Annotated in this window: 11 protein-coding genes; 8 read left to right on the top strand and 3 right to left on the bottom strand. The window is 43.0% G+C overall.

From position 1 onward, the window contains the following. Positions 1-31: 31 nt before the first annotated feature. From AC04Q1_RS06310 to AC04Q1_RS06280, 7 genes are all read left to right on the top strand, one after another. Entirely contained in the window at positions 32-955 is a 924-nt protein-coding gene (locus AC04Q1_RS06310; RefSeq protein WP_478362899.1) for a prolipoprotein diacylglyceryl transferase, read from the top strand. A gap of 37 nt (positions 956-992) precedes the next feature. Continuing rightward, complete coding sequence (locus AC04Q1_RS06305) at positions 993-2,447, top strand: DUF5005 domain-containing protein (protein WP_478362897.1); 1,455 nt, start codon at positions 993-995, stop codon at positions 2,445-2,447. 157 nt (positions 2,448-2,604) lie between these two features. Then, entirely contained in the window at positions 2,605-3,831 is a 1,227-nt protein-coding gene (locus AC04Q1_RS06300; RefSeq protein WP_478362895.1) for a sugar MFS transporter, read from the top strand. A 24-nt stretch (positions 3,832-3,855) separates the two neighbouring features. Then, on the top strand, positions 3,856-4,875 hold the full coding sequence (locus tag AC04Q1_RS06295) for a LacI family DNA-binding transcriptional regulator (protein ID WP_478362892.1): 1,020 nt from the start codon (positions 3,856-3,858) through the stop codon (positions 4,873-4,875). Positions 4,876-4,941: 66 nt separating this feature from the next. Further along, positions 4,942-5,808 (top strand): ROK family protein, encoded by an 867-nt coding sequence (locus tag AC04Q1_RS06290; RefSeq protein WP_478362890.1) that lies wholly within the window; start codon positions 4,942-4,944, stop codon positions 5,806-5,808. Between the two features lie 11 nt (positions 5,809-5,819). Continuing rightward, complete coding sequence (locus tag AC04Q1_RS06285; protein WP_478362887.1) at positions 5,820-6,572, top strand: SGNH/GDSL hydrolase family protein; 753 nt, start codon at positions 5,820-5,822, stop codon at positions 6,570-6,572. Positions 6,573-6,636: 64 nt separating this feature from the next. Continuing rightward, positions 6,637-8,994 carry an alpha-L-rhamnosidase-related protein gene (locus tag AC04Q1_RS06280; protein WP_478362885.1) on the top strand — a complete coding sequence of 786 codons (2,358 nt, stop codon included), beginning with the start codon at positions 6,637-6,639 and terminating at the stop codon, positions 8,992-8,994. A gap of 702 nt (positions 8,995-9,696) precedes the next feature. Here the strand turns inward: AC04Q1_RS06280 and AC04Q1_RS06275 are convergent. Genes AC04Q1_RS06275 through AC04Q1_RS06265 form a run of 3 tightly spaced genes read right to left on the bottom strand, consistent with a single transcriptional unit; the run spans position 9,697 to position 12,466 of the window. Continuing rightward, on the bottom strand, positions 9,697-10,620 hold the full coding sequence (locus tag AC04Q1_RS06275; RefSeq protein ID WP_478362883.1) for a helix-turn-helix domain-containing protein: 924 nt from the start codon (positions 10,618-10,620) through the stop codon (positions 9,697-9,699). A gap of 17 nt (positions 10,621-10,637) precedes the next feature. Beyond that, positions 10,638-11,567 (bottom strand): SDR family oxidoreductase, encoded by a 930-nt coding sequence (locus tag AC04Q1_RS06270; RefSeq protein WP_478362881.1) that lies wholly within the window; start codon positions 11,565-11,567, stop codon positions 10,638-10,640. A gap of 5 nt (positions 11,568-11,572) precedes the next feature. Further along, positions 11,573-12,466, bottom strand: a complete 894-nt coding sequence (locus AC04Q1_RS06265; protein WP_478362879.1) for an SDR family oxidoreductase — start codon at positions 12,464-12,466, stop codon at positions 11,573-11,575. 258 nt (positions 12,467-12,724) lie between these two features. Between AC04Q1_RS06265 and AC04Q1_RS06260 the strand changes: the two genes are divergently transcribed. Continuing rightward, on the top strand, positions 12,725-13,324 hold the full coding sequence (locus AC04Q1_RS06260) for an HD domain-containing protein (protein WP_478362877.1): 600 nt from the start codon (positions 12,725-12,727) through the stop codon (positions 13,322-13,324). Positions 13,325-13,336: the final 12 nt, after the last annotated feature.

The raw sequence follows: 13,336 nt of genomic DNA, 5'->3' as shown, positions 1-13,336 counted from the left end.
AAATTGAAAAGATAATTTAAGAAAGTACAAAATGTTCCCGACGCTTTCCGACCTGTTTGAATATGTATTTGGTTTTGGGATTCCGCTTCCCATTCAAACTTTCGGTCTTTTTGTAGCGTTGGCTTTTGTACTTTCTTATTTTGTTTTTAAGTCGGAATTTAAACGGAAAGAAAAAGAAGGTTATATCAAACCTTTTATGGGAAAGGGGGTACTCACACATCCTTACCAGTTAATGGATACCCTGATTTTTTGGTGCGCCATATGCGGATTTGTAGGCGCAAGGTTGTTCAGTTTCTTCGAAAATATAACACTATTTATTGCCGACCCGATGCCGCAGTTGTTATCGGCAAACGGCTGGACTTTTTTAGGCGGCCTTGTATTTGGGGCCCTGATTTATCTGTACATCGGGCATAAATACGGAATGAAACTGATCGTTCTGGCCGATATTGGCTCGCCCGGCATGCTCGTGGCTTATGCTGTTGGAAGAATGGGTTGCCAGCTATCAGGAGATGGCGACTGGGGAATTGTTAATGCCCGGCCCAAACCCGGTTGGTTATCGGCATTGCCCGATTGGATGTGGTCTTTTAATTTTCCGCACAACGTATTAAACAGCGGGGTTTTAATTCCAAACTGTAGGGGTAATCACTGCAGGGTACTGGTAGAGGGCGTTTACCCGACATCATTTTACGAAATCGTGATCATTTCCACAGCTTTTTTAATTCTTTGGCTGCTCAGAAAAAAGATAAAAAGATCGGGTGTGGTTTTCTGCCTGTTTCTCCTCATCAATGGTTTAGAAAGATTTTTTATCGAACAAATAAGGGTGAACCATTTTTACCAGATCCTGGGTTTTAACCTTACCCAGGCACAGTTAATCTCATTGCTGATGTTTGTGGGAGGGGTTTTGGGATTGATTGCGATTTATAGAAAGCCATCAAACATGTCAAAATTTAGCTAACCGTATACGGGATAATTTCCAATCCAAACCAAAATCCATGAAAAAAATTCTATTCGCTACACTTGTGGTTTTTTGCTGCATGGCATGCCGTAAAACCGATGTTGATAACCCGCCAAGTCCGGGAAGGGTAATTAAATCCTTTAAAATAGGCAGTGCCCAGATCGGGAATGAAGCCATTACCTTTACCAACGATTCGTCGAAAGTCCTGGTCACTGTACAAAGAGGCACTGATATATCTGCCATTGTACCTCAAATTACCATCTCAGACGGCGCCACAATCAGTCCGGCAAGTGGCTCAAAAATCAATCCCACCCTGAGCAACAATAAGGTAGTGTATAAGGTAACTGCACTTTCAGGGCAAAGCATGAACTGGTACGTAGAGTTTAAGTTTTTCTCCAATCCTGATATTGATGCTGGCCTAAAACTGATCCCCAATACCGGAAACTGGGATGCAAAGGTTAAGGCCTACCAGGATTTGGCTTACGATAATTTTTTAACCTGTTATACCGGCTGGAATGGAGGAGATGGGTGTTTTAGTTTGAAAATGCCGGATGGAAATATTTTCTGGTCCTTCCAGGATAGTTTTTATGGCATTGTTGAGGCCAACCGCAACAGAGATCCTGCCAAAAATACCTTTGTTCGTAATGCCGCTTTTATGCAGGAGGGCAGTTCACCTACCGCCGCAAAACTGCAATTAAACCCATTGGATGGGGCAGGAAAGGGTAAAACATGGATTATCGTGCCCGGAGCACCAGATGGCGACAAAGATTTATATTGGCCGGGCCCGGCACAGATTGTGAATGGCGAAGCGCAAATGTTATTAGATCGTTTAAAGCTCGATGGCAGTGGAAACCTCTACCATTATGCAACCGAAATCGGAGTATTTTCACTTCCGGATATGAAATTGAAACGCATTTACCAGAATGCTTATATCGGTGCTTTCAGTTTCGATTCCAGTCTGTTCAATTGCTCCGATGGCTACAGTTATATTTATAACAGCAAAAGCACCGGCATCTGCGGAGCAAAAATATTTGTGGCACGGGTGGCCAATCACGACCTTACCTCGCCATGGCAATATTATACCAAAACCGGTTGGGTAACTACCGCACCAACAAACGAAGATGATTTTGTGACGATTGCCGAGAATAATGCATCGATGCCGACTGTATTCGAAGAAAATGGTAAAACTTATATGGTCTCGCAGGGGACCTGTTTAGGTTTAACTATCGACATCTGGGAAGGTACCAGTCCGCTGGGACCGTTCATAAACAAAAGAACCATTTATAAAATACCCGATCGCTATTCGGGTGCATCTGGCCAGAACCCTGAATTCTTAACTTATAATTCATTTGTTCACCCCAGTTTATCGAAAGACGGCGAATTGGTGATCACCTATAACATCAATCCGGTAGGTTTTGGCAATAACTTTAACGGTCCCGGTACAGCTGATAATTACCGCCCGCACGTAGTGAGACTGTACAACTGGAAATAACCCTGATTGTGTAACATTTATAAATTATTGAATAAACACTTGCTAAATCGATTTAATATATAGATATTAGAATGTCTTTTTAACAAAAGCAACAGTTAACCAAATATAAAATGGCCGTAAAATATCTTGTTTTCGGCAAAGACCAAAAAACGACCACATGCAAAAGGTTCCTTTTACCGACAAGAAATTTCTGACCACACTAATTTTTGTGACTTCATTATTTACCCTATGGGGCATATCGATGACGATGGGCGATGTACTGAACAAACATTTTCAGGAAGTGTTAAACGTATCCAAAGCCCAGTCGGGATTGGTGCAGTTTTCGATATTTGGTGCCTATTTTGTAATGGGCATACCCGCCGGCCTTTTCATGAAAAAGTTTGGCTACAAAAAAGGTGTGCTTTTGGGCCTTTCCTTATACGCAATAGGTTCGTTTTTGTTTTATCCTGCGGCAAATGCCGAATCGTTTGGATTTTTCAGGTTCGCACTTTTTATATTGGGTTGCGGCATGTCGACACTGGAAACGGTAGCGCATCCTTTTATGGCCTCACTTGGCGATCAGCGCACCAGCGATCAGCGTGTAAATTTTGCGCAGTCGTTTAATGCCGTGGGTACATTAATCGGTCCGGCATTAGGTTCATATTTTTTATTCGGAAACGAACATGCCGGAGGCGGACTAGGGTCTGTAAAGGTACTTTATGTAGCCATTGCCATCGTGATTACCATAATAGCCATTTCATTTTCATTCGTTAAAGTGCCCGATACCACCGATCCCCACGTTGTGGCCAGTTTACCCGATGATGCTGTAAATGTAGATCCTACACCGCAGAAATCTTTATTTGCCCATACCCATTTTAAATGGGCGGTTGCAGCGCAGTTTTTTAATGTGGCTGCACAAGGTGGAACATGGGCCTTTTTCATCAACTATGCCCACGAAAAAATGGGTTTTAGCAACGAAAAAGCAGGGTATTTTATGGTCATATTTATGGCCATGATGCTTGCCGGACGCTTTTTAGGTACCTATTTAATGACATTTATCGCGCCCAATAAATTGCTCGCTACTTTTGCCGTGGGTAATATTGTAATGTGCCTCATCGTTGCCCAAAGCTTTGGCCTTGTTTCTTTCATTGCCCTGTTGATGATCAACTTCTTCTTTAGCATCATGTTTCCGACCATATTTACCCTCGGGATCAAAAATTTGGGTAAACATACGCAACAGGCTTCCTCCTATATCTCAATGGGGGTAGTTGGCGGGGCGGTATTGCCGTTTTTAATGGGATTGGTTGCTGTACATGATGTGGCCACAGCCTATTATCTTCCAATTGTATGTTATATTGTTATTTTCTTGTTTGCCGCAAAGTTTAGTTCGCCCATAAAACGCTAAATTAGCCCCATCAAAAACCTGCCCGTGGAAAAGAAAATATCAATAATTGAAGTTGCAAAACGCCTGGATGTATCGCCAACTACCGTGTCGTTTATTTTAAACGGACGGTCGAAAGAAAAACGCATTAGCGACGAGATCAGGGATAAAGTATTAAAATTTGTAGAAGAAATCGGTTACAAACCCAATTCGCTCGCCAGAAGTTTGCGTACAGGAAAAACCAATACCATCGCGTTGATGGTAGAAAGTATTTCAGATCCGTTTTTTGGACATATCGCACGAAACATTGAAGAAAAGGCCTATAAAAGTGGTTATAAAATCCTGTATAGCAGTACCGGGAACAATACAGAAAAGACAAAAGAATTTCTGAAAATGTATGAAGAAAGGCATGTTGATGCCTATATCATCGCCGCTCCGGAGGGAATTGAAGGGGAACTCCAGGCCATCATCGATTCCGGAAAACCAGTGCTTCTTTTTGATAGGTACCTGAAAGGCCTGAAAACGGATACGATCCTGGTCGATAATTACCAGAGTACGGCGAAAGCCGTGGAAGAGCTGATTCAATCAGGTTTCAAGAACATCGCGTTTATCACTTTGGATTCGTTGCAATCGCAAATGAACGACAGGCTTTTAGGTTATGAAGAAACCCTTAAGAAACACAAACTGCCTCAATACCTGAAAGAAATATCATACGATTTTCCGCCGGAAAAAGTGACCGCACATATTGAAGCATTTTTACAACGCAGGGGAGAGATAGATGCCGTAGTATTTGCAACCAACTATTTATGTGTATATGGTTTAAAAGCAATTGAAAAACTAGGGTTAACGATTCCAAAAGATCTTGGCATAGTTGTATTTGATGACCAGGACCTTTTCGAACTGTATAAACCACAGATTACCGCAATAGCCCAACCCATTGAAGAAATTGCTAACCAGATTATATCCGTGCTGCTCAATAAACTGAATAGCCCTGTTAAAACAAAAAAGATACAAACCATCATACTCAATGCCGAGATGATTATCAGAGGATCATCATCACGGGCATAATAAAACAGTAAACGAGGAAAAATATTAGGGAAATGCTAAAACGATTTAGCTAAAATAAGTCTAAAAATGGTTAAAATAGTATTAGGAGTCGATATTGGCGGCTCGCACATTACATCAGAACTGGTTGATCTCGAAAAAAAAGAGGGCATCAAATCAAGCTGGTACCGGAACAAGATCAATACAAACGGGTCTGTAGAGGAGATTATCGATGCCTGGGCAGATAATATCGAAAAGTCGATCGGTAGTAGTGCAATAAAACCTCAGCGTATCAGCATTGCCATGCCAGGTCCGATGGATTACAAAACCGGTATCTGTAAAATAAAAGACCAGAATAAATACGAAAATCTTTACGGCCAGAACGTAAAGGTTTTATTGGCGCAAAGACTGGGCTATGAGGAGGGAGTGCTTCATTTTATTAATGATGCGGCTTCTTTTCTTCAGGGTGAATTGTTTTCGGGCAGCATCAGCGAGTTCGACGAAGCCATTGGCCTTACCCTTGGTACGGGCCTGGGCACTTCACATACCGTTAAAGGGGCTGCCCAGGATTCTAACCTTTGGAAAACGCCTTTTTTGAAAGGAATCGCTGAAGATTATATCTCAACCAGGTGGTTCATTTCAAGGTTTGCCGAATTGAGTGGGATCAAAGTAGAAGATGTAAAGGATCTGGTAGAGAATCATCATCTTTCACCCAGTTTCCAGCTGGTGTTCGATGAGTTCAGTAAAAACCTGGCTTCCTTTTTATACCTCTTTATCAAAAAGAAAAGGCCATTGGCGGCTGTAATTGGTGGCAATATTGCCAAAGCAGAACACTATTTTCTAGATAACACAAGGAAATACCTTACTGAAATTATGGGCTACAGCTTTCCGGTACGCACTTCGCTTTTAGGCGAGGAAGCAGCTATTTTAGGTGCTGGTGCCAGTTTTTATAATTAAATTTAATTCTGATGGGATATTTAAGATTTAAGATCTGCGGAATATTGTTGGCCGCCTGTTCAATGGTAAATGCACAACAAACCGACGAACAGAAAAAAGCAGAAGACTGGGCCAATTTCCAGAAAATGGTAGAAAAACGCTACCATGAAGACTGGCCCTGGTTAAAACGTTACGAAGGTGATAACGAAAAATTACCGCCACCAGCCAAAGGTGAAAAACGGGTGGTATTTATGGGCAATTCGATTACCGAAGGCTGGATCAATACGGATGCTGATTATTTTAAAAAACACGCGTACATTAACAGGGGCATAGGCGGACAAACTACTCCACAGATGCTGGTGAGGTTTAGGGAAGATGTAATCAACCTCAAACCAACAGCGGTGGTTATTTTAGCCGGAATAAATGATATTGCCGAAAATACCGGCCCATCGAAAATTGAAAATGTTGCAGGGAACCTCTTCTCGATGGCCGAACTGGCAAAAAACGCACACATTAAAGTGATCCTGTCATCGGTTTTACCAGCTTATGCTATTCCATGGAAACCAGGCCTCGATCCAAAAGAGTCTATTGCTAAATTGAATAAAATGCTTAAAGATTACGCTATGAAACATCACCTGGGTTATATCGATTATTTTACCGCAATGGTAAATGCTGATCGGGGACTTAAAAATGAACTGGGAACCGACGGTGTTCATCCCAATCTGGCGGGATATAAGGTGATGGAACCCCTTGCCGACAAAGAAATCGCAAAAGCTTTAAAATGAAAAAGCTGATCTGATTACCTTCATAAAATAGACATTACGTTACTAACCAAAATATAAACCATTGATGAGAAAACGCTATATATTTCTGTTATCCTTGTATTTAATCACCGCTGTACTGCCTTCAATGGCCCAGGTGATTACTCCATCTGCAACTTTAAAACCCTGGAATGCCAAATGGATCGCTGCCAGAGGCGACGAAGGACGGGCATACGGCGTTTACCACTTCCGTAAAAATTTTAGCCTGAATTCGAAACCAGCTACATTTAAAATCCATGTATCGGCCGATAACCGCTATAAACTTTATGTGAATGGCACATTGGTCTCATTGGGCCCCGCCCGTGGCGATACCTATTTCTGGAATTTCGAAACCGTTGATCTTGCGCCCTACTTAAAAACAGGTAAGAACTTAGTTTCAGCACTGGTTTTTAATGAAGCCGAATACCGTCCGGAGGCGCAGATTACCGTCCGTACCGCATTTATCCTGCAGGGAAATTCTGCCGATGAAGAAATCCTGAATACCAATAAAAGCTGGAAATGTATCAAAAACCGCGGACGTAACCCGATCCCGGGATTCTTTTTCGCGGCAACTAAAGGCGAAATAGTCGACATGAACGAAAGCATCAAAGGAGATTGGACAAGCATTGATTTTGACGACAGTACCTGGCCCGGCGTCAACGAAATGTTCGACGGAAAACTTAAAGGCAGTGGCGATGGTTTCGGCTGGTCGCTGGTACCTTCATTTATACCGCAGATGGAAATGACCAATCAGCGCATTTCAACGGTAAGAAGCGCTACAGGCATGAGCATCCCAAAATTATTTCCTGCCCAAAAGTCGCCATTAACCATTCCGGCCAATACTACGGTGAGTTTATTGCTCGATCAAACTTTCCTCACCAATGCCTACATTACACTTGCACTGTCAAAAGGAAAAGGCGCAGGCCTATCTTTAAGTTATGCAGAAACACTTTACGATAAAGTGAGCGATGGTTACCGTAAAAGCAACCGGAATGATGTAGCGGGAAAAGAATTTATCGGCCGGAAAGATAGCATACTCACCGATGGCAGTGATGATCAGGTTTTTACCACCCTTAACTTCAGAACATACCGCTACATCAAATTGGTGATGCGTACCAAAGCTGAGCCATTGGTGATCGAAGATCTGTACGGTACTTTTACAGGTTATCCTTTTAAACAAACGGCGGTATTGAATACCAGCAATCCGGAAATTAAACAGATCCTCGATATTGGCTGGCGTACCGCGAGGTTAAATGCATGGGAAACCTATACCGATTGCCCTTACTACGAGCAGTTACAATACATAGGCGATACACGTATCCAGGCAATGGTTTCCTATTATTACAGTGGTGACGACCGGTTGGCGCGTAATGCCATTAACCTAATGGACCATTCCCGCCTGGCAGAAGGCGTTACTTTTAGCCGGTACCCCACACACAGTAACCAGATTATTTCTACCTTCTCTTTATGGTATATCGGTATGCTCCACGATTATTGGATGTACCGCGATGATAGTGATTTCATCAAAAGCAAATTAACAGGTGAGCGGGCGATCCTCGATTTTTTTAGTCAGTATCAGCAGGCCGATGGTTCGCTGAAAGATGTGCCATACTGGACTTTCGTAGACTGGGCAGGTAATATGGGCTGGGGGCCAAAAGGATCAGACGGCAGTGCAGCGATTTATGATCTGCAGTTGCTTCTGGCTTATCAGTGGGCGGCGAAAATGGAAGCCAAGATGGGTTTGCCTGTTTATGCGACGCTATATAACCAGAAAGCGAAGCAACTGGCAGAAACCATTCAACGTAAATACTGGGATCCGGCTAAAAAAATGTATGCCGACACCAGGGATAAAAACGAATTTTCGCAGCATACCAATTCGCTTGCCATCCTGAGCGGTATTGTAAAAGAAGGGGATATTGCATCATTATGCAACCTTATGCTGAGCGATAAATCCTTAACACAGTGTACAGTTTATTTCAAATATTACCTGCACCAGGCTTTGCTAAAGGGTGGGATGGGTAACGATTTTATGAACTGGCTGGATATCTGGAGAGAAAATATCAAAATGGGGATGACCACCTGGGCAGAAGATTCGAGTTTATCAACCGTTCGTTCGGAGTGCCATGCCTGGGGAAGCAGCCCGAATATCGAATTTTTCAGAATGGTATTGGGTATTGATAGCGATTCGCCAGGTTTTAACCGGGTTAAAATCACGCCACATTTAGGCAGTATGACCGACATTAGCGGTGAAATGCCTCATCCGCATGGAAAAATAGCTGTGGCTTATAAATTGGAAAACAATAAATGGAAAGTTGATATCAACCTGCCAGAGGCCATAAACGGTGAGTTTATCTGGAAAGGAAAAACTTATAAATTAAAGGCTGGAAAAAATTCATTCCTGATTTAATTGAGATTACACCTAATGTCGTTAGGTTTAAACAGAGATGATTAGATACTATCTTTCTAGTTTTTCGGGTGATGGAAGGTCTGCTTCCAGCTGACTCGAATTAGGATGATCTTTTTAACTTGCATTCGCTTTTTTGCTCTTTTACATAAGGATATCGTTATGCTGTCCCGTAGCTTTGGGACAGCATTTTTCCTTCTATTAAAGGAGCTTAGTACTGAAAAACTAATATATCCATTTTCTGCTCCTATGCCGCAGGGCATCAAACTTTTGAGGCATCAAAAGTATGCAAAAATGCTTTGTCAATCCAGCAAGGTGGCTCCTCACAGCCTACCCTCATCAAAAAAACAGCGGCACTTCGTTTTGTGTTCTAATACTCATGAAGACTTTAAATCTTCTTTATGAACACAAAACCACTGCGTTTCAGGTTTGGCAGTACTAAATGCTCTTTTCTACATCTGTTTTTTTGATTCTCCAGCCACTTGGGATTGACAGCGTCTTCGGCAAGGCCTGTAGTTGATTAAAGCAAGCTAGCGAAAGTCTAAGAGGCAAGATCAAAGAGATGCGTCTAAGGATAGGCATAGCTGATTGAGTAGGGGTATGAAAACCGTGTTTATTCCCATCTGACCAGTAGGGCGCAGTTATGTGAATATGTGCTTAACTTAATGACATTAGGTTATAAGCTTAGGCCTTTGACAAAAGGTTTCAATTAAATGAATGGCGGAACTCTATAGGCGAAAGATTGGTTTTGGTTTTGAACAGTTTACTGAATGACTGAAGGTGTTCGAAGCCTAATTCGTAGGCGATCTCGCTCACGGATAGGCTGGTAGTGGAAAGCTTTTCTTTCGCCAGCTCGATCAGTTTATTGTGGAGATGCTGCTGCGTATTTTGTCCGGTAAGCGATTTGAGCAGGCCACTCAGATAGCCCGGCGAAATATGGAGGTTTTCGGCAATATAAGTCACGGTGGGCAGCCCTTTTTGGGCCAGCAAACCACTGCTGAAATAATTAGAGAGCAAATCTTCCAGTTTGATCAGGATTTCATGGCTGGCGATTTTACGGGTAATAAACTGGCGCTGGTAATACCTTTCCGAATAGGTGAGCATTAGCTCCAACTGGGCAATGATTACGTTCTGACTAAAGCGGTCGATATTGGCATGGTACTCATGCTCAATATTGGCGGCAAGCGCATTGAGTATGGTTTCTTCCTTATCCGATAAGTAGAGTGCTTCATGAACGGAATAATTAAAGAATTCGTATTGTTTGATGCTTTTAGCCAGGGGAGTATTCCATAAAAAATCAGGGTGGATCAGGATCATCCATCCTTCAGGCCGGTGTACTTCAACACCTTTTTCAAATTCCATCCCAAACACCTGGCCTGGAGACATAAAGAACAATACGCCCTCATCGAAATCGCTGGCCTGCTGGCCGTATTTAAACTTTGCGTTTTTCACCCTTTTCATCGAAATCGAATAAAAATCATAGATCAAACTGAACGAACCTTCGGCCAACGGCCTGGTCAGATCGTTCATATGTACCACACTGATCAGCGGGTGTGCCGGTTTAGGCAGGCCCGCTGCACGGTGATATTCGGTGATACTACTGAAACGAAAAAGCTGTTGATTGTTCATAACTCTACTAAAGTTCGTTATTTTTTATGATATGCTTCGGCAAACTCCTTTGCAAAATCAGCCAGCTTAACCCTACCCATTTTGGGATTGTTTTGATGGAAGTTTTCCAGTGTTTTGCCACTGTGCATCGCTGCCTGCATTTCCACCAGGGTTTCTGCCAGCTTTTCGGGTAATTTAGCCATCTTCAAGCCCTGCAACATTTCCTTATCGGATAACAATACCCATTTTAACCAGGGTTTGCCCACGGCAGTACCGATAATCTGTGCGGCTTCATTGCAGGTCATTTCTTCGCTGCCTACATAACGGATGCTTCTTTGCTCAGGTGATTGTAATAACAGTTCCTCTGCAACAGCATCAGCAATATCCCTTGGCGATACAAAAACAATCCGGTCTTCTCCACCATAGTTCCCCATCAAAAGGCCTGTTTTGCCTGTAAGCAGTGCCCAAAGCCCCGAATAGCGCAGGGTAAGGAATTTTCCAATGAAACCTTTGCCTTTGATGAGATCCATCGACTGGTAGAAGTTGGTATAAAAAACAGCCGGGCGCATAATTGTCATGGCGCCTTGCAGCCCATCAAACAAATACTCCAGGTTTTCGGCTTTAACCTGGTCTGCCGCCCAGCCACTCAACAGTACAATCCGTTTGGTATTGGCTTCATTGAGCGCCTGCTTATAATTAAGTGCCATGCGGTGCATATAATCGCCCAAATCGGGTTCGGTAAAACTCAGGGGAATCATGGCATAAACAGCATCTGCTCCATTAAAAGTTTGGGTTAAAAAGGCCACGTCGGCGATTGAGCCTATCGCGACCGTAGCCCCTAATTTTTCAATAGCCGCCATTTTTTTTGCATCACTGCTGACCACGGTTACAGCATGTCCCTGAGCAATTAACATCTCGGTTAAGGGCTTACTGATGTTCCCTAAAGAACCTGTTACTACAATTTTCATCCTGGTTATGATTGTGTATAAATGCCGTTTTCAATGTCGGTAAGCAATGTGGTCTGCGAAGGATGCCAGTTTAACTGATCCTGCGTCCATTGGCTGGATGCCGGACAATCAATTGCGGCCATGTGCGCGAACCAACCAAAGTGTTCGGCAGCTGTTTCAGTATCTATTGACACGGTTGGTAGATTGAGTTGTTTACCAATGGCCTCGGCAATTGCTTTAACGGTAATGGCTTCTTCTGCAGCAGCATGAAAGCGGGTTCCGGGAATAGTGTTTTCCAAAGCTAAACGGAATAAACGGGCCGCATCCAGACGGTGTACCGCATTCCAGCGGTTTAATCCTTCTCCGATATAAGCAGAAACTCCTTTTTCTCTGGCGATGTTGACCAATATGGGAATAAATCCATGTAAATCATCCTGGCCATGTACCGATGGAGATAAGCGGATCGCAGCTGTGCGTACACCCAGTTCGGCTACCGCATCAGCAGCTTGTTCTGAAGCCCTTGGCCATGCAGGATTAACAGGAGGGGTAATATCTTCTGTAGCCAGCTTTCCAGGACTTACCAAAGCTGTACCAGAGGTAACAATAAAAGGGCGGTTAGTGCCTGCCAGTACCTCGCCAATCGTTTCAATGGCTTTTTCATCAACCTTGCAAACTTCTGCAAAGCGGGTAAAATCGTGGATAAAGCCCGCGTGGATGACGCCATCTGCAGCTGCTGCACCGCTTCTCAAACTTTCGAGATCCTCCAGGTCGCCGCGGTGAACTTCCGCACCGGCAGTAAGTAACTTTTGGGCTGAGGTCTCCGAACGGGCCAAACCCAATACCTGATGACCGTTATTGATTAATTCCTGCACAATGGCAGTACCAACGAAGCCTGTGGCTCCTGTAACAAATACACGCATAATTGATTTTCTTTTATTGATACAAATATCAGCAGCGTTAACCGCCAGGATTTATCCAAATCTGCGTTTGATTTAGCCGAAACCATTTATGGACAAATAAAGCGATAAAAATATTGGCCAGTTTTATCTATATCGGCTAATTTCTGATCATACTGATCACAAGCGGGAGAACTTTTGTTTGTGTAAAGTATAATTATCCTGACTACAGATTTTCTTCAGAATTCATTTATATCATTGCGTTGGATTAATTTAATCTAAATGGATAGCATCGTCGATCAGTTATTAATTAAGGTAGCATCATTTGTGGAAGAGCGTTTGAAGAACAGGCTGTCGCAAAAAATGTATTTTCATAATCTGGAGCATACCTTACTTGTAGTGGAGGGCGTAAAGTTAATTGGCGGAAACATGGGACTTTCGGCGGAAGATCATTTGGTGGTGATCCTTGCTGCGTATTTACACGATCTGGGTTATACTGAAAAGTATATCGGACATGAAGAAGCCAGTGCGGATATTGCCGCGGTATTTCTTTTAGGAAACGGCTTTGAGCCCGATAGAGTAGAGTTGGTTCGCGAATGCATTATGGCTACTCGTTTTCCGCAATTCCCTAAAAACGAACTCCAAATGGTCATCTGCGATGCAGATTTCTATCATTTCTCTTTGAACGACTACCAGCGCTATGCCAATAAATTGAAAGCCGAGTGGGAAGAAAACCTGGGACTGGTTTATACCGAGATGGCCTGGGATGCGCTGAATCTGGAAATGCTCACCCGGCACGAATATTTTACGGCTTATGGCAAAAAGACATTACAGGAAAAGAAACTGCTGAACATTCAAAAGCTGATCAACCGTATCGGCTAAGCTTTACTTTTA

It is taken from the genome of Pedobacter humicola (genome assembly GCF_056490705.1).
This window is presented reverse-complemented; position numbering and strand designations above follow the sequence as displayed.